Annotated in this window: 13 protein-coding genes and 1 pseudogene; 12 read left to right on the forward strand and 2 right to left on the reverse strand. The window is 72.9% G+C overall.

Translation table 11 applies throughout. The features are described from left to right. Positions 1-63 precede the first annotated feature (63 nt). Positions 64-1,194 (forward strand): annotated as a pseudogene (locus HUO13_RS37355) (aminotransferase class V-fold PLP-dependent enzyme); the annotation flags it as partial. Continuing rightward, entirely contained in the window at positions 1,171-2,340 is a 1,170-nt protein-coding gene (locus HUO13_RS37360) for a zinc-binding dehydrogenase (RefSeq protein ID WP_282976866.1), read from the forward strand. The pseudogene HUO13_RS37355 and the gene HUO13_RS37360, both read left to right, overlap by 24 nt. Positions 2,341-2,413: 73 nt before the next feature. Here the strand turns inward: HUO13_RS37360 and HUO13_RS12425 are convergent, their stop codons facing one another. After that, positions 2,414-2,827 (reverse strand): cold-shock protein, encoded by a 414-nt coding sequence (locus HUO13_RS12425; protein ID WP_211901534.1) that lies wholly within the window; start codon positions 2,825-2,827, stop codon positions 2,414-2,416. Positions 2,828-3,077: 250 nt separating this feature from the next. On the opposite strand from HUO13_RS12425, the gene HUO13_RS12430 reads away from it, so the two are divergent. Continuing rightward, positions 3,078-3,890 (forward strand): helix-turn-helix domain-containing GNAT family N-acetyltransferase, encoded by an 813-nt coding sequence (locus HUO13_RS12430; protein WP_211901535.1) that lies wholly within the window; start codon positions 3,078-3,080, stop codon positions 3,888-3,890. Between the two features lie 184 nt (positions 3,891-4,074). Further along, a complete protein-coding gene (locus HUO13_RS12435; protein ID WP_249124714.1) occupies positions 4,075-4,851 on the forward strand; it encodes a protocatechuate dioxygenase in 777 nt (258 codons plus the stop codon). Between the two features lie 41 nt (positions 4,852-4,892). Here the strand turns inward: HUO13_RS12435 and HUO13_RS12440 are convergent, their stop codons facing one another. Continuing rightward, positions 4,893-6,470: a helix-turn-helix domain-containing protein gene (locus HUO13_RS12440; protein ID WP_211901536.1), complete on the reverse strand. Its 1,578-nt coding sequence runs from the start codon at positions 6,468-6,470 to the stop codon at positions 4,893-4,895. A 545-nt stretch (positions 6,471-7,015) separates the two neighbouring features. On the opposite strand from HUO13_RS12440, the gene HUO13_RS12445 reads away from it, so the two are divergent. The 8 genes from HUO13_RS12445 (at position 7,016) to HUO13_RS12480 (ending at position 21,089) form a co-directional block, all read left to right on the forward strand. After that, positions 7,016-8,038, forward strand: coding sequence for a ketoacyl-ACP synthase III family protein (locus HUO13_RS12445; RefSeq protein ID WP_211901537.1), 1,023 nt, complete (start codon positions 7,016-7,018; stop codon positions 8,036-8,038). Positions 8,039-8,139: 101 nt separating this feature from the next. Then, positions 8,140-9,429, forward strand: a complete 1,290-nt coding sequence (locus tag HUO13_RS12450; RefSeq protein WP_211901538.1) for an NAD(P)/FAD-dependent oxidoreductase — start codon at positions 8,140-8,142, stop codon at positions 9,427-9,429. Then, complete coding sequence (locus HUO13_RS12455) at positions 9,426-10,394, forward strand: ester cyclase (RefSeq protein ID WP_211901539.1); 969 nt, start codon at positions 9,426-9,428, stop codon at positions 10,392-10,394. The genes HUO13_RS12450 and HUO13_RS12455 overlap by 4 nt, the downstream gene beginning before the upstream one ends. A 60-nt stretch (positions 10,395-10,454) precedes the next feature. Beyond that, positions 10,455-16,493, forward strand: a complete 6,039-nt coding sequence (locus tag HUO13_RS12460) for a type I polyketide synthase (protein WP_211901540.1) — start codon at positions 10,455-10,457, stop codon at positions 16,491-16,493. Next, positions 16,490-17,446: a 3-oxoacyl-[acyl-carrier-protein] synthase III C-terminal domain-containing protein gene (locus HUO13_RS12465; protein WP_249124716.1), complete on the forward strand. Its 957-nt coding sequence runs from the start codon at positions 16,490-16,492 to the stop codon at positions 17,444-17,446. The genes HUO13_RS12460 and HUO13_RS12465 overlap by 4 nt, the downstream gene beginning before the upstream one ends. 58 nt (positions 17,447-17,504) lie before the next feature. After that, positions 17,505-18,473, forward strand: coding sequence for a 3-oxoacyl-ACP synthase III family protein (locus HUO13_RS12470; protein ID WP_211901541.1), 969 nt, complete (start codon positions 17,505-17,507; stop codon positions 18,471-18,473). Further along, positions 18,466-19,821, forward strand: coding sequence for an ATP-grasp domain-containing protein (locus tag HUO13_RS12475; RefSeq protein ID WP_211901542.1), 1,356 nt, complete (start codon positions 18,466-18,468; stop codon positions 19,819-19,821). The genes HUO13_RS12470 and HUO13_RS12475 overlap by 8 nt, the downstream gene beginning before the upstream one ends. Then, the gene (locus HUO13_RS12480) at positions 19,818-21,089 is read left to right on the forward strand and encodes a type III PLP-dependent enzyme (protein ID WP_211901543.1); all 1,272 of its coding nucleotides are present in this window, start codon (positions 19,818-19,820) and stop codon (positions 21,087-21,089) included. The genes HUO13_RS12475 and HUO13_RS12480 overlap by 4 nt, the downstream gene beginning before the upstream one ends. Positions 21,090-21,105 lie beyond the last annotated feature (16 nt).

Here is a 21,105-nt window from a genome sequence, read left to right on the forward strand (position 1 = left end):
GATCTGCACCTGGAGTTCACCCGGTGCTGCGAGGATGTGCGCGTGACGTACTCCGGCGAGCGTTTGCTCCAGAGCGATCCGCGCGCCGCGGGCGCGTCGTCCGGCGGTGTCGGGGCTTATCTCGCCCAGTTCGACGAGTCGCCGGGCTACCTCGACTTCGCGCGGTTCGGTCCTCCTTCGAAGGCCGTGCTGGACACCACAGCGGAGCTGCTGGCTCGGTCCGCCCGCGCTGGTTCGGACACTGTGGACGGACTGATGCCGGGCGAGGGGCGGGCGAAGGCGGCGGTGGCACGCCTCAGCGGCGCCGGCGCCGAGAACGTCGTCCTGCTCCCGCACACCAGTCTCGGCCTGTTCCAGGCGGCGTTCGACGCGCGCGGCGAGGTGCTCGTGTCCGAGGCGGAGTTCCCGGCCAACACCTATCCGTGGGCGCGCGCCGAGCAGGCGGGCCGCATCCTGGTGCGGTGGATGCGGCCTCCGGCTGGCGTGGTCACCCCCGACGCGGTGGCCGCGGCGCTGACGCCGGACACCACGGTGGTGTCGGTGAGCGCCGTGGACTTCCGCACCGGTCACCGGGCGGACCTCGCGGCGCTGCGCGACGTCGTCGGCGACCGGCTGCTCGTGGTCGACGGCATCCAGGGCTTCGGCGCGGTGCGAGAGCCGTGGGAGGTCGCTGACGTGCTGGTCGCGGGCGGGCAGAAGTGGCTGCGAGCCGGGTGGGGGACCGGGTTCGCGGTGCTTTCGGACCGGGCGCTGGAGCGGTTGGAGCCGGTGCTCTCCGGCTGGACGGGCGCCCGCGACCCAGGCGTCTTCGACAACCGGATCCACCCGGCCGCCGACACGGCCGCGAGCTGGTCCATCAGCAACCTCAGCCCGGTGACCGCGGGTGCGTTCGCCGCCGCGCTCGAGCTCGTCGAGGACGTCGGGGTGGGTGCCATCGAAGCCCGGATCGCCGAACGCCTCGCGGAGCTGGAGGACGCTGTGCGCTCCAGCGGCGCGGAAGTCGTCTCGGCCACCGCGCGCCGGGGCGGCATCCTGGCGTTCGCGGTGGCCGGCGTGCCCTCGGAACAGGTCGGTGCCGCGCTGGCCGCGGGCGGCGTGACCGCGACCGTGCGCGGCGATCACGTCCGGCTCTCGCCGCACGCCTCGACCGGTGCCGCGGCGGTCGACGCCGTGCGTTCGTCGCTGGCCTCGCTGCACTCCGGGCTCACGCCCGCGCTGACGGACGGAAAGGTCCGCCATGGACACAAAGAGGCGACCGACGCGTCCGGCGCCGCGACGGGACTGCTGTGGCGCGGGGCCGACGCCGGTTTCGCCCTCTCCGGCCGACCCCTGCCGAGGCTGTCCGGCGGTGAGGTCCTCGTGCGGGTGCGGATGGCGACCATCTGCGGGAGCGACCTGCACACGATCGCGGGCCACCGGAGCACACCCGTGCCGACGGTCCTCGGGCACGAGGTGGTCGGGACCGTGGTCGACACCGGCGGGGAGGTCCGCTCGCACACCGGGGAGGTCCTGGCCCCCGGCGACCGGGTGACGTGGACGATCGGCACGGCCTGCGGGACGTGCGCGCGCTGCCGCAGGGGCGTGCCGCAGAAGTGCGTCGCGGTCCGCAAGTACGGCCACGAGGCCGTGACCGACAGGTGGGCGCTCAACGGCGGTTTCGCCACGCACTGCCACCTGCTGGCGGGCACCGGGATCGTGCGGGTGCCAGAGGCGATGCCCGACGAGGTGGCCACGCCCGCGAACTGCGCGACGGCCACCGTCGTGTGCGCGGCCCGGCGCGCCCGGCTGGCAGCGGGCGACGTCGTGGTCGTCCTCGGCTGCGGAATGCTCGGTCTCACCGCGGTGGCGTATGCCAAGGACCGCGGCGCGGCCGCGGTCGTCGCCTGCGATCTCGACGAGGAGCGCAGGGAGGCCGCGCGGGAGTTCGGCGCGGACACGGTCTGCTCCCCGGCCGAACTGGCCGAGGTCCTCGACGAGGTGTCGGCGGGCGATGGTGCGGACGTGGTGTTCGAGGTCTCCGGCAACGCCTCGGCGGTGCAGTCGGCCTTCGGGCTGATCGGCATCGACGGACGCATCGCACTGGTGGGTTCGGTGTCGCCGTCGCCGGAGGTCCACCTCGAACCGAGCGGCTTCGTGCGCAACCTGTCCACGCTGGTCGGCAGCCACAACTACGGCGTCGGCGACCTCGCCGAGGCGGTCGCGTTCCTGGATCGGGCCGCCGGTCGCAGGCCCTTCGCGGCGCTGGTGCCGGTGAGCTACCCGCTCGCCGACTACGAGCGCGCCATCGCCGACGCGCGCGGCCACGCGGCCCCGCGCGTGGCCATCACGACCGGACCGTGACCCCGCACCGCGAGCGGCTGACGCTGCCCAGGAGTTCGGGTGGTGCGCACGCCCCGGTTCAGGCGCGTGCGCCTTACGCCTCGATCCAGTTGTGGGCGCGGCCGAGCTCGATCACGCGTTCGCGGACCTGCGTGATCTGGGCACCGGTCAGGGTGGGGACGGCCTCGAGGAGCGCCTCGGTCAGCTCGGTGCGGAAGCGCGCGGCCGACAGCACGTCGCACAGGGCCTCGTCGTCGTGGTCGGTGCGCGCGCCGGTGGGCTGGGGCGCGTCGGCAGCGCCGGGCTGCTCGACGATGTGGACGTCGGATGCCTTCAGCCCGCGTTCGCCGTCCTCCACCTCGAAGGCGACCCGGAGGCCGGGCCGGAAGAGGTGCTTGTCGGCGCGGATGTCGTTGGCGTGGACGAACACGTCCTCGCCACCCTGGTCGGGAGCCACGAACCCGTAGCCGCGGACCTCGTCGAACCGCACCATCCTGCCGGTCTGCACCGCGTTCACCTCTACCTGGACCCGCACACCGCGACTGCGCCGTGCCCCGGCACGACGACCGGGATCCTACAGCGCGGACCAGGCGGGCCGAGGTGGCCGCAAGAAGACGGCAGGGCGAACTCGGCGGACGGAGCGCGCTGCCGTGCGCGAGAGCTTGCCGGCGAGCGCGGATCGACGGCGGTGGATGTGTTAACACGCTTGTTTCACCGGGGTCCGTGACGGGAGTGCGGACGGCGCCGATACTGCCGCCATGCCGAGAACCTCCGATCCCGCACCGCTGGGCGAGGACACCGCCGTCGCCTGTGCGGAGCGGTTCGCGTGCCTGGCCGACCCCACCCGGGTCCGCCTGCTGTACCGCGTGGCCGTCGCGGGCCGCCCCGTCGCAGTCGGCGAGCTGGCCAGGGAACTGGACGTCAGCGAGGCCGCCTGCTCCGGCCACCTGCGCAGGCTCGCCGACGGCGGATTCGTGCTGCTGCGCGCCGAGGGCGCCGAAGTGACGGACCCGCATGTCCTCTGGGCTGCTCTGGTGCGCCAGAAGACTCACGGCTGGTCGCCTCGGGTGGCCGACGACATCGTGGTCCGGGCGCTGCGGCCCTCCGACTGGCCCGACGTGCGGCGCATCTACGCCGAGGGCATCGAGACCGGCAACGCGACCTTCGAGACCGAGGTCCCCGACCGCGAGGCCCTGGAAGTGAAGTGGCTGCCCGGGCACCGCTGGGTCGCCGAGGCGGGCGGGCGGGTCGCCGGTTGGGGCGCGGCGACCGCGGCCTCCTCCAGGCCGTGCTACTCCGGCGTCGTGGAGACCTCCCTCTACGTGGGGGCCGGAGCTCGCGGCAGTGGAGTGGGAAACGCCTTGCTGCGCAAGCAGATCGAGGCCGCGGACGCCGACGGGTTGTGGACGTTGCAGACCGCGATCTTCCCGGAGAACCTGGCCAGTATCGCGCTGCACCGCGCGGCGGGCTTCCGCACCGTCGGCGTCCGGGAGCGGATCGCGCGGCACCACGGAGTGTGGCGCGACACCGTGATCCTGGAACGCAGAAGACCGGACGACGACCCGGTCTGAGCCCGGTTCCCGGCAAGCTCACACACGACTCCCAGCGTTTCCCGAACTCGCGGTCCTAGCGTTCTTTCCAGACGTCGCACGAGGAAAGGACGCAGATGGGACATGACCACGAAGGGCAGCGCGTCAGCCGCCGGACGGTTTTCGCCGGGATCAGCTCGGTGGGGCTGGGAACGCTGCTGGCGGCGTGCGGCGGTGGCGGCAGTACGACCGTCACCACGCCACCGGCGAGTCGGTCAGCCCGCAGGCGACCACGAGCTCGGACCTGACCGGTCTCTTCGAGGGGGCGAACACCTGCACCCTGACCCCGGACACGACCCAGGGGCCGTACTACTTCGACGCCGACAAGATCCGCAGCGACATCCGCGAGGACCGGCAGGGCAGCAGGCTGCGGCTGGCGATCAAGGTGCAGGACAGCGAAACCTGCCGGCCGTTGAGCAACGCCGTCGTCGAGATCTGGCACTGCGACGCCGCCGGTCTCTACTCAGGCGCCGAAGCGCAGTCGACCGGCGGCGGGCAACCGGCCGGCCCGCGGCCGGAGGGCGGCGCACCGCCCAGCGGCGCCATGCCGCCCGGGCCGGGCGGTGGCGACGGCGGGGACATGGCCGACCTGGTGCCCACCGACGACAAGCGCTACCTGCGCGGCGCGCAGGTCACCAACGCCGACGGAATCGTCGAGTTCACCACGATCTGGCCGGGCTGGTACCGCGGGCGCACGGTGCACATCCACGCGATGGTGCACGTCAGCAACTCCCGGGTGCTGACGACGCAGGTGATGTTCGAAGAGGCGCTGAACGCGGAGGTGTGCGCCGCGCAGCCGTACGCGGCGCACACCGGGCGGGACACGTTCAACGACAACGACAACATCTTCGAGGAGACCATGCTGCTGAAGATCACCGAGGACGGCGACGGTCACCTCGGCGCCATCGTGTTCTCCGCCGACTCCGACAAGGACGGCCGGTAGGGCGGTCCGCCGGTCCGGAGTCCGACCACAGTGGACGGATGTCACGCCGCCGTGTCGTCCGCCGGGCCGCGGTCGAGCTCGGCGATGAGCTCGCGCAGGTCCCGCACGGAGGGCAGGTCGCGCCCGTCCTGCCCGATGGCCCCCGCCACGTCCCTGGCGCGGGTCAGCGCGAGCGGCAGCCGCGCTCCGTCGCCGCCGACCTCGGTGAGCAGCGAGCGGGTGTAGGCGGCGGCGTCGGCGTGGTCGCGAGCCTGGGCCATGCCGACGGCCTGGTCGAAACGCAGCAGCATCGGGTCGATGCCGAAGGTGTCCGGTTCGGCGGCGTAGAGCAGCAGGCCCTTGTCCTGGACCCCGGGGGCGTAGCGGGTGCAGCCGAGGTAGGACAGCGAACCGGACAGGTAGAGGTACAGGCGCTTGGCGGGGAAGGAGAAGATGTCGTCCCCCGGCTGGTCGCCGAGCCGGTCGTAGCGGTGGCGGGCGTCGGTGATCGTGGTGAACGTGGCGTCCCGGGCGCCCATCCGCGCCAGCGCCCGCGCCTGCGCGGCGGAGGCCAGCGCGCCGCCGGGGGAGGCCAGGTCGCCGACGATCGCCTGTGCCTGGCCTGCCAGGTCGACGGTCGCGTGCAGGTCGCCGGTGTAGTAGGTCAGGATCGCCTGCTGCGCGCGGACCTGGGCGCGCAGCTGGGGGTCGCCGGTGGCGTCGGCGCAGACGCGGGCGGCGCGGTACCAGCCGCGTGCCTCGTCGAGCTGGCCGAGCCGCAGCAGCGCGTCGGCGAACATGGTCGACGCCATCGCGGTGGCGGTGCGCAGCCGCCGCAGGACCCGCTCGTCGCGATGGTCGCGCAGGCGCGCGCGGAGCTCGGCCAGCACCGGTGTCAGCGCGAAGACCGTCTGCATCGGGCGGGTGCGCACGTGCGTGCGGCGGAGCTGGTCGACGGTCTCCTCCAGCGCGGCGACCCGCTCGGCGGAGCCGGAGACCGCGAGCACGGTCATCTCCTGGCGCAGCACCTTTGCGGTGGCCAGCACCGCGCCGACCGCGGTCGAGTCCTCGGCGGGTGCGGTCGTGGTGCGCGGTTGCGGGGCCAGGGCGGTGGCGTGGTCGGAGCCGGAATCGCCCAGCAGCGCCGTGAGCTCCTGGGGCGACATCCGCAGCGCCTGCGCCAGTCGTGTCCGCTGCGGCAGTCCGGGGGCGACCAGACCGCGTTCCCAGCGCATCACCGTCGAGCGCGCGACGCCGAGCTCCTGGGCGAGGCTGTCCTGGGTGTAGCCGGCTCCTCGGCGGCGCATCACCAGCGCGGTCCGTTGCGTTCCCGGCGTCCACGGCGGCGCGGGCACGGTGCTCGCTTGCGGACCGGGCTCGCCGGTCCGGGTGCGGCGGCACGGGGCGAGCACCCCCGTGCCGCCGCTGGATAACAGGATGTCCAGCTCGTACGGCGTGATGCCCAGCGTTGCGGCCAGCACCGGTCGCAGCGTCGGGCCGGGCGTGGCCTCGCCGTTCTCCCAGCGGGCCACCGTGGACCGGTCGACACCGAGCCGGGCCGCCAGCGCGCCCTGGGTGTGGCCGGCGAGCCGCCTGCTGCGCGCCAGTCCGGTCCGCTTGGCCCTCCTCGTCCTGTCCACCCGCTCAATCAAGTCCTCGTCCCTCCAGACGGTGGCGGGCGTGCGGGCACGGGCCGGCGAAACGCCGTTCCCGTGCACCACCTACCCCCAGTGAGTAGTGCCGGAAATGCGGCTCAAGTATAGGTAATCACTCGCTCGGAGTATTCGGTTCAGATCCGGATCGGCCGACAGATCTGTCAGACCCGCGGTGAACTCGAACCGACGCGTGCGCTGCGCGCACCTCCCGTTCGAGCCCGGGTATACGCCCGGTGCGCCCAGAATGCGGCGAAAACGCGTCATGGATGCTGTTGCCGTCGATGTCCGCGTTGGGAAACCTTGATCTGGGCGAGATCGCCTGGTGTGCATGGGACTGCCGCCCCCGCAATTCCGCTGAAGGGGGTAAGGCCGTGGCATCAGATGGGGGAATGACGTGCGGAATGGTGAATTGACCGCGTGGCGCGGTCGTCGCGAATTCAACCGGTGCCGGTAGCGCGGCCCGCAATCATCTGACCAATCGCAGCTCGAATCGCCGGCGGCACCACCGCCGGTTCTGTGGGGAAAAACCGATGAGAATCGCTCCAGCAGCGCTGACGCTGGACGCCGTGACCACCTGGCTGCCGCCGGGCCGGGAGACGGCGGCCGAGGTGGTGCGCGCGGGCCGGCTGCCTGCCGGCGAGGTCCCGGACCTGGGTCTGTCGCACGTGCCGGTGTCCGAGCTGGCCGCACCGGAGATGGCGGTGCGCGCCGCCCGGACCGCGCTGGCCGACGCGGGCGCCGACCCGGCGCGCATCGGCTTCCTGGCCCACGCGTGGATCTACCACCAGGGGCACGACTTCTGGTCGCCCGCGCACTACATCGCGAACGAGATCGGGGCGGGCCGGGCGTTCCCGGTCGGCGTCCAGCAGCTTTCCAACGCGGGTGCGGCCGCGGTGGGCCTGGCGGTGGACCGGATGCTCGCCGATCCGGGCGTGGACTCGGCGCTGGTCACGACGGCGGACCGGTTCGCACCGCCGGGATTCGACCGGTGGTCGGCCGACTACGGGGTCGTCTACGGCGACGCGGGCACGGCCGCGGTGCTGCGCAGGCGCGGAAGCGGCCTGCACCTGCGGTCGCTGGCGTTCACCACCGCCGCCGAGTTCGAGGTGATGTACCGGGGACGCGACGAGTTCTCGCCCGCGCCGATGTGGCGCGGCGCGGTGGACATCAGGCGCCCGAAGAAGGCCTACCTGGAGCAACACGGCGGGAACGCCGAATTCCAAAGCACAGCACGGGAAAGCGTTCGCGGCGTTCTGCTGCGGGCGTTGTCCGACGCCGGGGTGGAACCCGACGACTCGCGCATCGCCTGCGTCGCGCTGCCCAGGCTCAGCGACAGCGTGCTCGACATGATGTACCTGCCGGTGTTGGAGGGCCTGGTCAAGGGCGAGGTCCTGCGGTTGCGCGAGGAGAGCGGGCACCTCGGCGCCGGTGACCTGCTGGCGAACCTCACGCACATATCCCGGTCCGGGCTCCTGGGTTCCGGGGAGTTCGCGGTGCTGATCGGCGGTGGCGGCGGGTTCACCTGGTCCTGCCTCGTCGTCCAGGCCCCGTAGCCCGCCCGAAGAAAGACCACTCGACCGAACCGCGCGACCGGATTCGCCGCGGTACTCCGCCGGGCCGATTCCGCCCAGCACTGAACGGAAAGGTGCAAACCATGACCGACACCTACGACGTCGTCGTCAACGGAGCGAGCGTCGCAGGATGCGCCGCCGCCGTCCTCTACGCCCGCCGCGGCGCGAAGGTGGCGCTGCTGGAGCGCCGGTCCGACATCAACGCCCACAAGGTGCTTTGCACGCACTACATCCAGCCCTGCGGCTACCCGGTGCTGGCCGAGCTCGGCCTGATCGGTGAGCTGGAGGAGGCGGGCGCGGTGCGCAACTCCGCGCAGTACTGGACCCGCTGGGGCTGGATCCGGCCGGAGGACCGGGTCGGCCCTGGCGTCCTCCCGCACGGCTACAACGTGCGCCGCGAGGTGCTGGACCCGATGCTGCGGCGGCTGGCGGCCTCGACCAAGGGCGTCGACCTGCTGCTCGGCCACACCGTCAACGAGCTGCTGACCGACGACGGCCGGGTGGTCGGGGTCGCGGGCACCGCGGGCGGTGAGCGTTTCGAGGTGCGCGCCACGCTCGTCGTCGGCGCCGACGGCAAGGACTCGGCCATCGCCAAGCTCGCGGGCACCCCGTCGGAGACCTCGCCGAACAACCGCTTCAGCTACTTCGCGCACTTCCGCGGGCTGCCGCGGCCGGAAGGCCACAGCGCCAAGGCGTACTACCTGGAGCCCGACAACGCCTACGTGATGCCCAACGACGACGACATCACGGTCATCTCCGTGCTGCCGTCGATGGAACGGCTCGGCGAGTTCAAGGCCGACCTCGAAGGCGCCTACCGCCGCTTCGTCAAGGCGCTGCCCGACGCCCCCGACATCGACGCCGCCGAGCGCGTCACCAAGATCACCGGCACCGTCAACTACCCGCTGGTCGTGCGGGAGTCGACCGGGCCGGGCTACGCGCTGGTCGGCGACGCCGCCCTCACCAGCGACCCGCTGGCCGCGGTCGGCTGCGCGTGGGCGATGCAGTCGGCGCACTGGCTGGCCGACACCACCGCCCCCGCCGTGCTCGGCCACGGCGACCTCGGCGCCGCGCTGAACAACTACCGCAAGCGCCGCGCCGAGAACCTCAAGGCGCACGCGCACCTCATCGCCGACTACGCGACCGCGCGGCCGTTCAACCACATCGAGCGGTTCACCTTCTCCGCGGCGGCCCGCGACAGCCGGATGGCCGAGCACTTCCACGTCTTCGGCTCGCGGCTGATGAGCGTGCCCGACTTCCTGTCGCCGTGGGCGGTCGCGCGCTGCTCGATGGTCAACGGGCGGGCGCTGCTGCGGCCCAGGGCGCAACCGGTGCACTCCGGCGAGCGCGTGCTGACCGGGCAGGGCGCCCGATGACCGAGCGCTCGCACCGCGAACTGTGGGACTGCTGGTCGCGGATCTGGAACGGCGAGTACGAGCTGGCCTACGAGGTCGTCTCGGACGGCCTGCGGGTCAACATCCCCGACCACGGGATGCCCGACGCCGACACCATCCACGACCCGAAGACGCTGACGGCCTGGATCGCGGCCTTCCGCTCGTCGTTCGACGACGACGCGCGGATCTCCGGCGAGCTCGGCCCGTTCGTCGTCGGCGACCTCGCCCTCGGCCGCTGGGTGTTCAACGGCGTCTGGCAGGGCGGAAGGCCGGCGACGGCGACCGCCGAGCCGGGCACCCCGGTCACCTTCCGGGGCGTGGACATCCTGCGCTTCGAGAACGGCAGGATCGCCGAGTACTGGCTCACCGACGACCAGCTCGACCTCTACGCCCAGCTCGGCGCGGTGCCGATGCCGAAGTCGGCGCAGGCACTGGCGTTGCGCGCGGAGCTCTCGGAGCTGCCGCCGGAGGCGGGACGCGCCAGGGTGCTCGCGCTGGTGCTCGACGCGACCGCGGAACTGCTCGAACGCGACGAGATCCGAGCCTCCTCCGGCACCGAGAGCTTCGTCGCGCTCGGCACGGACTCGGTGACGGCGATGGCGCTGCGCACCCAGCTCGGCGAGAGCTGCGGGCTCGCGCTGCCCGCGACGATGGTCTTCGACTTCCCGGCACCCGGCGCGCTGGCCGGCCACCTGTGGTCGGAGCTGGCCGCCGAGCTCGGCGGACCGGAGGCCACCGCGCTGGCCGCGCTCTCCCGGCTGGAGGAGGCCGTTGCGGGACTGGCAGGCCAGGACGAGGTGTGGGACCGGATCGCGCAGCGGCTCACCGCGTTGCAGCGGGCCTTGGCGCCCGCCGGCGACGAGACGGGCGAGCTCGACTCGGCGACGCCGGAGGAGATGTTCGCCCTGCTGGACAGCAAGCTCGGCCCGGCGGGCAGCGCCGGATGACCCAGGCGGTCCGCGGGCCCGCCACCACCACAGCCTTCTCCGACGGAAGAGAACCTGGGCATGTCCAACGAAGAGAAACTCCTGCAGTACCTCAAACGCGCCACCGCCGAGCTCGACCGCACCCGGGACGAGCTGCGCCAGGTGCGCGAACGCGACGGCGAACCGCTGGCGATCGTCGGCATGAGCTGCCGGTTCCCCGGTGACGTCACCTCGCCGGAGGAGCTGTGGCGGCTGGTCGACGAGGGCCGCGACGCCATCACCGGTTTCCCGGCCGACCGGGGGTGGGACCTCGACGGGATCTACGACCCGGACCCGGCCGCGGTGGGCAAGAGCTACGTGCGCCACGGCGGTTTCCTGCACGACGCCGCCGACTTCGACCCGGCGTTCTTCGGGATCTCCCCGCGCGAGGCGGTGACCGTCGACCCGCAGCAGCGGCTGCTGCTGGAGACGACGTGGGAGGCGTTCGAGGACGCGGGCATCCGGCCCGAGACGCTGCGCGGCAGCGATACCGGCGTCTTCGTCGGGATCATGTTCGACGAGTACGGACTGCGCTTCCTCAAGACGCCGGTCGAGGGCTTCGACGGCTACCTCGGCGTCGGCAGCGCGGGCAGCGTGGCCTCCGGGCGCGTCTCCTACTCCTTCGGCTTCGACGGCCCGGCTGTCACGGTCAACACGGCGTGCTCGTCGTCGCTGGTGGCGCTGCACCTGGCGGGCCAGTCGCTGCGCCGCGACGAGTGCTCGATGGCGGTTGTCGGCGGCGTGATGCTGATGGCCACCTCGTTCTCCTTCACCGAGTTCAGCAGGCAGCGCGGGCTGTCGGTGGACGGGCGCTGCAAGTCCTACGCGGCGGCGGCCGACGGCACGGCGTGGGCCGAGGGCGTCGGAACCCTGGTCGTGGAGCGGCTTTCCGACGCGCGCCGCAACGGCCACCGGGTGCTGGCGGTGATCCGCGGGTCGGCGGTCAACCAGGACGGCGCGAGCAACGGGCTCACCGCGCCGCACGGGCCGTCGCAGCAGAAGCTCATCCGCGACGCGCTGGCCGACGCGGGGCTCACCGCCGCCGACGTCGACGCCGTGGAGGGCCACGGCACCGGCACCAAGCTGGGCGACCCGATCGAGGCCCAGGCGTTGCTGGCCACCTACGGGCAGGGCCGTGGCGGCAGTCCGCTGTGGCTGGGGTCGCTGAAGTCCAACGTCGGCCACACCCAGTCCGCGGCCGGGGTCGGCGGCATCATCAAGATGGTCAAGGCGATGCAGCACGGCGTGCTGCCGAAGACGCTGCACGTCGACGAGCCCAGCCCGCACGTGGACTGGGAGAGCGGGGACGTGCGGCTGCTGACCGAGCCGGTGGCGTGGCCGAGGTCGGCGGACCGGGTGCGGCGCGCGGGCGTCTCCAGCTTCGGCATCAGCGGGACCAACGCGCACGTCATCATCGAGGAGCCGCAGGAGGACGAGCCGGCGGGGACTCCGGCGGGCGATGTCGTGGTGCCGTGGGTTCTCTCCGGCCGCAGCGCCGAGGCGCTGAGCGCGCAGGCCCGGCGGCTGCGCGAAACCCTGGACCCGGCCGCGATCCCGGTGGACGTGGCCTTCTCGCTGGCCACCGCCCGCACCGCGATGGAGCACCGCGCGGTGGTCGTCGGCGGCGACCTGGCCGAACTCGTCGCGGGCCTGGAGGCCGTCGAGTCCCGGGGCCGCGCGGCGAACGTGGTGCGCGGCGCCGGCGGCGCGACCGGCCGGACCGCGTTCCTGTTCACCGGCCAGGGCAGCCAGCGGCTCGGCATGGGCCGGGGGCTGCGCGAGTCCTCGCCGGTGTTCGCCGCCGCCTTCGACGCGGTGTGCGACGAGCTGGACCGCCACCTCGGCGAGCCGCTGCGCGAAATAGTCCTCGCCGAGGACGACCCCACCGGGAAGCTGAACCGCACCGAGTTCACCCAGCCCGCGCTGTTCGCCGTCGAGGTGGCGCTGTACCGGCTGCTGGAGCACTGGGGCGTGCGCCCGGACTTCGTCACCGGGCACTCGATCGGCGAGCTCGCCGCGGCCCACGTGGCCGGGGTGCTGTCGCTGCCGGACGCGGCGAAACTGGTCGTCGCGCGCGGAAAGCTGATGCAGCGGCTGCCCGCCGGTGGCGCGATGATCGCCGTCCAGGCCACCGAGCAGGAGGCGCTGGCCGCGCTCGGGGACAGGCTGGACCGGGCCTCGATCGCCGCGGTCAACGGTCCGAGCGCGGTCGTGCTCTCCGGTGACGACGACGTGGTCTCCGAAGCCGCCGCGCGGCTGGAGGCAGAGGGCCGCAAGGCCAAGCGCCTCCAGGTCAGCCACGCGTTCCACTCACCGCACATGGACGCGATGCTCGACGAGTTCGCGGCGGTGGTGTCGACGCTGTCCTTCTCGGCGCCGCTGATCCCGGTGGTGTCGGACGTGACTGGGAAACCGGCCACCGCAGAGCAGCTCTGCTCGCCGGACTACTGGGTGCAGCACGTGCGCCAGGCTGTGCGGTTCAGCGACGTGGTCACCACGCTGCGCGCCGAGGGAGTCGGCGTCTTCGTCGAGCTGGGCCCGGACGGCACGCTCTCGGCCATGACCCGCTCGTGCCTGGGCGACGACCAGGACGCGCTCGTGGTCCCGCTGCTGCGCCGCGGCCGCCCGGAGCCGGTCTCGGCGCTCACCGCGCTCGGCGAACTGCACGTGCGCGGCATCTCCCCGGACTGGCAGGCCGTGTTCGAGGGCACCGGCGCGCGGCGCGTCGACCTGCCGACCTACCAGTTCCAGCGGCAGCGGTACTGGCTGGACGAGCCCGCGGCGACCGGTGACGTCGCCTCGGTCGGCCTGAGCCCCGCCGAGCACCCGCTGCTGGGCGCGGTCACCGCGCTCGCCGACCGCGACGGCGCGGTCTTCACCGGACGGCTCTCGCGTCAGTCGCACCCGTGGCTGGCCGACCACGTCGTGCACGACGCGACGCTGGTGCCCGGCACGGCACTGCTGGAGCTGGCGGCCAGGGCGGCGGCCCAGGTCGACTGCGACGCGGTGGAGGAGCTGACGCTGCAGGCGCCGATGGTGCTGCCGGAGCACGGCTCCCTGCTGATCCAGGTCGCGGTCGGCGGCCCGGACGACGACGGCAGGCGGGCGGTGAGCCTGCACTCGCGGCCCGACGAGGAGGATGCCTCGTGGGTCCAGCACGCCAACGGCCACCTGGCGGTCTCCGGCGGTGCGGGAGAACGCCTGGACGTCTGGCCGCCCGCCGAAGCGTCCGAAGTGGACCTCGACGGCCTCTACGAACGGCTGGCCGACACCGGTTTCGCCTACGGCCCGGCGTTCCAGGCGCTCGGCGCGGTGTGGCGGCGCGGCGACGAGCTGTTCGCCGAGGTCGAGCTGCCCGCCGAGCAGCGGGCCGACGCCGCCTCCTACGGGTTGCACCCCGCGCTGCTCGACGCATGCCTGCATGCGCTGGCGTGGGAGGAGGTCCGCGAGGGCACGCCGTCGGGACGGCTGCCGTTCTCCTGGAACGGGGTCCGGCTGCACGCGGTCGGCGCGTCGGCGTTGCGGGTGCGCTTCACCGGTGTGGGCACCGACTCCGTCGGGGTGACCGCCGCCGACCAGGACGGCGAGCCCGTGGTGTCGGTGGAGTCCTTCGTCTCGCGCTCGATGCCTGCCGAGCAGCTCGGCCAGGCGCGCCGCGGCAACGACTCGCTGTTCCACGTCGACTGGACACCGGTCGCCGCTTCCGGAGAACCGGGCACCGTGCGCCGCTTCTACAGCCCCGCCGAGGCTCGCGAGGCGCTCGCCGAAGGCGGGATCGACGCCGAGAACGTGGTCGTGGCCTGTACTTCGCTGGGCGGCGCCGATCTCGCCGAGGCCACCCACCGCACGACCGTGGAGATGCTGGGGCTGCTCCAGGACTGGATGGTCGGCGGTTCCTCGCGGCTGGTCGTGGTGACCCGGCGGGCGATCGCGGCCGAGCCGGGTGAGGACGTGCTCGACCTGGCGGCCTCGGCGGTGTGGGGCCTGGTGCGCTCGGCGCAGTCCGAGGCGCCGGACCGCTTCGTGCTGGTCGACGTGGACGACGACGCGGCGATGCTGCCCGCGGCGATCGCCTCCGGCGAACCGCAGGTGGCGCTGCGCGGCGGGGAGGTGCGCGTGCCCAGGCTGGCGCGGGCGTCGGCGCCCGGGGAGCCCGGTCCCGCCGCCTGGCGCGGCACGGTGCTGGTCACCGGGGGCACCGGGGAGCTCGGCGCGCTGCTGGCCAGGCACCTGGTGACCGAGCACGGCGTGCGGCACCTGCTGCTGACCAGCCGCAGGGGGCCGCGGGCCGAAGGTGCCGCGGAGCTGGTGGCCGAGCTGGAGGCGATGGGTGCCGCGGTTGCGGTGGCCTCCTGCGACGTCACCGACCGGGAGTCCGTCCGCGCGCTGCTGGCGTCGGTGCCCGCCGAGCACCCGCTCAGCGCGGTCGTGCACACCGCGGGCGTGCTCGACGACGGGATCATCACCTCGCTCGACGCGCAGCGCGTCGGCAAGGTGCTGCGCCCGAAGGTCGACGCGGCGCTGCACCTGCACGAGCTGACGCGCGACGCCGATCTCGGAGCGTTCGTGCTGTTCTCTTCGGTCGCCGGAACGCTGGGCAGCCCCGGACAGGGCAACTACGCCGCGGGCAACGCCTTCCTGGACGCCCTCGCGCAGCACCGCAGGGCTCAGGGCCTGCCGGCGACCGCGCTTGCGTGGGGCATGTGGCAGCCCAGTGGCGGGATGGCGGGCACGCTCGGGCAGGCCGACCTGAACCGGATGGCCCGCTACGGCGTGCTGCCGATCGACCAGGAGCAGGGCGTCGAGCTGTTCGACGCCGCGTGCGCGTCCGACCGCGCCGCGCTGGTGCCGGTCCGCCTGGACCGCAAGGCGTTGCGGGCCGGGAAAGCACCGCTGCCGCCGCTGATGCGCGGCCTGGTGCGGGTCTCGACGCGCCGCGCGGCCTCCGGCGGCGGCACCGCCGCGCAGCCCGCGTCGTCCCTGCGCGACCGGCTGGCCGCGCTTTCCGACGACGACCGGCTCAAGGCGCTCACCGAGCTGGTGACCACCACGGTGGCCGCGATCCTTGGCCACAGCGGAGCCGACGCCGTCGGCGTGGACACGACGTTCCGGGACCAGGGCTTCGACTCGCTGCTGTCGGTCGAGCTCCGCAACGCGCTGGGCGAGGCCGCCGACCTGCGGCTGCCTCCCACCGCGGTCTTCGACCACCCGACGCCGCGGGCACTGGCCGCCAAGCTGCACGAGCTGGTGCTGCCGGCGCTGACGGGCTCGGCCCCCGCGCCGGTCCGGAGCGAGACGCTGGTCGGACTGTTCCGCGACGCCTACGAGTCGCGGCTGCTCGGCCCGGCGGCGAACCTGCTGGCCAACGCCGCGCAGCTGCGTCCGCTGTTCGGTCCGGACACCGAACCGCCGGTGTTCCCCGCGGTCACCGGTGACGGCCCCGTCGTCGTCTGCTTCTCGTCGATGATGGCGATCTCCGGGCCGCACGAGTACGAGCAGCTCGTCTCACACCTGGGCGGACACGCGGTCTGCACGCCCCCGCTTCCGGGCTTCGGTGCGGGCGAAGCGCTGCCGGAGTCGCTGGAGGCGCTGGCCGCCACCCAGGCCGAGGCGACCGCGAAGCTCGCCGAAGGACGCGGCGTGGTGTTGCTCGGCCGCTCCACCGGCGGCTGGATCGCCCACGCCGTCGGGCGTCGGCTGCGGGAGCTGGGCGTGGAGCCCGAGGCCGTCGTGCTGCTGGACACCCTGGCCAGCCCGGTGGACCTCGACGACCTGGCGATGGTGTCGGCCAAGATGCTCGAGCCCGCCAGCAGCGCGTTCCTGGACGACCACCGGCTGATCGCGATGGGCGGCTACCTGCGGATCTTCGACGGCTGGGAACCCCGTCCGCTGGACGTTCCTTCGGTGATGATCCGCGCCACCGAACGGGAAGGAGCGCACGACCGTCCGAGGTGGACGCTTGCGGAAACCACTGTGGACACACCTGGCGACCACTTCACGATGCTGGCCGAACACGCCGCGACCACGGCGCGCGCGGTCGACGAGTGGCTGCGGGCGCTGCGCGGGGGAGCAGGCGCGTGACGGGCGGCCTGGCGACCCTGGAGCGGGTCGAGTCGTTCCTCCCCGGCCGCGCGGTCGCGGTCGGGGAGCTGGCCGGCGACCTGGGCCTGAGCAAGGCGAAGCTGTCGCTGTTCCAAAAGGTGCACGGGCTGCGCACGCTGCGCGTCGACCCCGAGCTGGGGCTGCTCGACCTGGTGCTGCCCGCGGCCAGGCGGGTCGTGGAGTCGCTGGCCGACCCCGCGCGGGTGCGCCACGTCGTCCACGCCCACGCCACTCACGAGGTGAGCCCGCCGCTGGCGGAGCTGCCCGGCAGGATCCGCGACGAGCTGGGCCTGAGCGGGGCGCAGGCGTTCGGGCTGACCCAGCAGAACTGCGCGGTCGGGCTCGGGGCGATCGACGTCGCCGCCGCCCTGCTGCGCGCGGGCGCCGAACCGGGGGCCCGGGCGCTGGTGGTGACGGGGGAGAAGGCGTTCTCCCGCATCATCGGACTGCTGCCCAACACCGCGATCATGGGCGAGGCCGCGGCCGCGTGCCTGGTCGCGCTGGACGGCGACGGCGACCCGGTGACGGCCCTGGCCGGGCGCACGCTCGGCCAGTACGCGGAGCTGGTCTCGCTGAGCCCGGAGGAGGCCGCCCGGTTCGGCAAGGACTACGCGCCCGTGCTCGCGGAGGTCATGCGGGATGCGGTCGCCGCCGCGGGGCTGGAGCTGTCCGACATCGAGATGGTCATCCCGCACAACGTCAACATGCACGCCTGGCGGCAGACCATCGACGAGCTGCGGATCCCGCCGGGCCGGGTGTTCCTGGACAACATCGCCCGCTACAGCCACTGCTTCGCCTCCGACGTCTTCGTCAACTACACGACGCTGCGCGACGCCGGGCGCCTGACCGCCGGCGGGCACTACCTGCTCGCCGCGGTCGGCGCCGGGGCGTCGTTCAAGGCCGCCGTCCTGACCCACCGCGGGGAGCGCTGATGCGAACCAGACCGGGCGCCGCGCGCGCCACCGACCCACGAACCCGGGAGACCCAGCGATGAGACCGTCGGCGACGACGTTGGAGAGGATCGAGTCCTTCGCACCGGAGCGGCGGGTGCCCGTCGAGGACCTGGCCGAGCGGCTCGGGCTCAACCGCTCGAAGATCCGGCTCTTCAAGCGGGTGCACGGACTCGGGGAGATCCGGTTCGACCCGGAGATGGGCCTGTTCGACGTCGTGCTGCCCGCGGCGCGGCGGATCGTGGAGGCCGAGGCGGACCCCGCGCGGATCCGCTACGTGATCTTCGCCCACACCACCCAGGCGCTCACCCCACCGCACGTCGACGCCGCGCGGGAGATCCGCGACCGGCTCGGGCTGCGCCACGCCGAGGCGTTCGCGATCAGCCAGCAGAACTGCGCCAGCGGCATGGCCGCCGTCGACGTGGCCGCCGAACTGCTGCGGGCGGAAGGCGACGGCACCACCCGCGCGCTGGTGGTCACCGGCGAGCAGGCGTTCTCGCCGAAGGTCCAGCTCATCGCCGACACCGCGATCATGGGCGACGTCGCGGCGGCCTGCCTGGTCGGGGTGGGCGGTCCGGGCGAGCAGGTCCGCTCCTACGTGACCCGCACCCTCGGCGACTTCTCGGCGTCGATGCTGCTGGACGAGGAGCGCAACCTGCGGTTCGGCAAGGTCTACGCGCCGGTTCTGGCCGAGGTCGTGCGGGAGGCGGTGGCCGGGGCGGGGCTGGAGCTGCCGGACATCGACCTGGTCATCCCGCACAACGTCAACATGCAGTCCTGGCGGCAGACCATCGGCGAGCTGGGCATCGAGCGCGAGCGGGTGTTCCTGGACAACATCGCCAGGTTCAGCCACTGCTTCGCCTCCGACGTCTTCCACAACCACTCCACGCTGCGCGCGCAAGGGCGGCTGGTGCCCGGCAGGCACTACGTGTTCGCCACCGTCGGGCTCGGCGCGACGTTCGCGGCGATGGTCATCACTCACCAGGGGGATGGTGCGAGCAATGCATGAGGCGACCTACACGCCGAGGCTGAAGGAAGCCCTGGTCGGGCGGGCCGACGCCCGGTTCGTCTGGCTGTGCGGCTTCGAGGTCGAACACCAGTGGGCGCGCGGCTACGTCGGCCTGCCCGCCGCTCCGCTGTCGGTGACCACCGCGACCGTGCAGCGCATGGAGGAGCTCGGCGCGATGCTGGCCGAGCCGTCGGACGTCCTGCTGCTGAGCAAGCCGCTGGACCCCGGATATCGCCGCTACGCCGAGGAATCCGGGTTCCCGCTGCCGGAGGAGCTGGTCGTGGCGGGCGGCGGCACGGGCACCGCCGAAGCGGTGCTGGAGTCGCCGGAGGCGCTGCGCAGGCTCGGCGAGCTGGCCGCAGGCGGCGCGTACCTGATGCCGATGGGCAACTCGGCGGTCGAGCAGGCGGTCTCCGAGCGCAGCGGGCTTCCACTGGCGGTGCCGGATGCCGCGACCTACGAGCGGGTCAACAGCAAGATCTACAGCCGCCGTCTGGTCGAGGAGCTGGGACTGCGGGCGATTCCCGGGTTCTGCTGCGAGAGCACCGACGACCTGCACGCCGCGCTGGAGTCGGTGTCCGAGACCGAGCCGGTGATCGTCAAGGACGCCTACGGCGTCTCCGGCAAGGGCCTCGTCGTGGTCGACAGCAGGCGCAAGGCCGACCGGCTGCTGCGCATGGTCGACCAGCGCGCCAAGCGCAAGGACGACCGGACCCTGCACGTGGTCGCCGAGCGGTTCATGGCCAAGCGCTTCGACCTCAACTACCAGATCACCATCTCGCGGTCCGGGTCGGTGACGCTGGACTTCGTCAAGGAGGCGATGGTCTCCGGCGGTGTCCACATGGGACACGTCATGCCGCCGGACCTCTCGGCCGCGCAGCTCGACGAGATCGCCGGGACCGCCGAGCGGATCGGTGCCCGGCTGCACGCCGACGGGTTCTTCGGCGTGGTCGGCGTGGACGCGCTGGTCTCGGCCGACGACGTGGTCCACCCGGTGCTGGAGCTCAACGCCCGGCTCAACATGTCGACCTACCAGGGCCGGGTCACCGAGCGCCACCAGGCGCCGGACGGGGTCGCCCTGGCCAAGCACTACCCGCTGCACCTGGCCGGAGCGGTGGCGTTCGACGAGGTCCGCGACGTGCTCGGACCCCTCGCCGACACCCCGGCCGGCGGGCGCGGGCTCATCGTGACCTGCTTCGGCACGGTCAACGCGCAGGCCGGTTCCGGCCCGTTCGACGGAAGGCTCTACGCGGTGCTGTTCGGCCACGACCGCGGCGAGCTCGGCGAGCTCGACCGCGCGGTCACCGCCGCGCTGGAGAAGGTGCAGGCAGTGGAGGGAGCAGCATGACCAGCAGCGAGTTCCGGGTGCAGGGGCTGTCGATCAGCGAGATCGCCGCGGAGTTCGGCACCCCGCTCTACCTCTACGACGCGGAGGTGCTGCGCTCGACCTACCAGGGGCTGCGCGACCTGCTGCACCCGTCGGTGGACATCTTCCTGTCGCTGAAGGCGAACCCGAACATCAGCGTGTGCGGCTGCCTCGGCTCGCTGGGCGCGGGCGCGGAGGTCTCCTCGCTGGTGGAGCTGACCACCGCGCGCCGGGCCGGGATCGCCGCGAAGGACACCATCTTCCTCGGGCCGGGCAAGAACCGCGCCGAGCTGGAGGAGCTGGTCACCGCCGGGCTGCACGCGGTGGTGTGCGAGTCGCTGGAGGAGGTCCGGATCCTCGACGAGCTCGCCGTCGAACGCGGTGTCGGGGAGCTCGCGGTGATGCTGCGCATCAACCCCGACTTCCACACCAAGGGATCGGGGCTGGCGATGGGCGGCAAGCCCCGCCAGTTCGGCATCGACGTGGAGATCCTGCGGCAGAACCAGGAGTTCCTCAAGGGACTGCGCCGCGTCCGGCTCACCGGCATCCACGCCTACATGGGCACCAGGTTCCTCAAGCACGCCGACCTGGTGCACAACACGCGCCAGATCCTGGAGACCGCCGACCAGCTCTCCGACGAACTCGGCATTCCACTGGGGACGGTCGACTTCGGCGGCGGCTTCGGCGTCGCCTACTTCGAAAACGAGACCGACCTCGACCTGCCGTCGCTGGCCGAGGGCATCAACGAGGCCGTCGAGCGGTTCCGCGACAAGCACCCGGACACCCGGCTGGTCAACGAGCTCGGCCGCTACCTGACGGCGATGTGCGGCACGTACGTGATGCGGGCGCTCTACGTCAAGGAGTCCATGGGCGAGCAGTTCGTCGTCGCCGACGGCGGCACCAACCACCACATGGCGGCGGTGGGCATCGGCAGCTTCGTCAAGCGCAACTTCCCGATCCGCTCGCTGACCCGCTACGCCGACGAGGCCGAGGCGGAATACACCCTCACCGGCCCGCTGTGCACGCCCAACGACGTCGTCGGCAAGAAGGTCGCCCTCCCACCGGTGGAACCGGGCGACCTCATCGGCGTGGAGCGCTCCGGCGCCTACGGGCCGTCGGCCTCGCCCGGCCTCTTCCTCAGCCACGGCTACCCGGCCGAGGTCATGGTGCACGAGGGCCGCGCCCACCTGGTCCGCCGGCGGGACGACGTCGAGGACCTGCTCGGCAAGCAGTCCCTCATCGAGTTCTGAACACGAAGCCACCGAA

This window comes from Saccharopolyspora erythraea, from assembly GCF_018141105.1.
Lineage (GTDB): Bacteria > Actinomycetota > Actinomycetes > Mycobacteriales > Pseudonocardiaceae > Saccharopolyspora_D > Saccharopolyspora_D erythraea_A.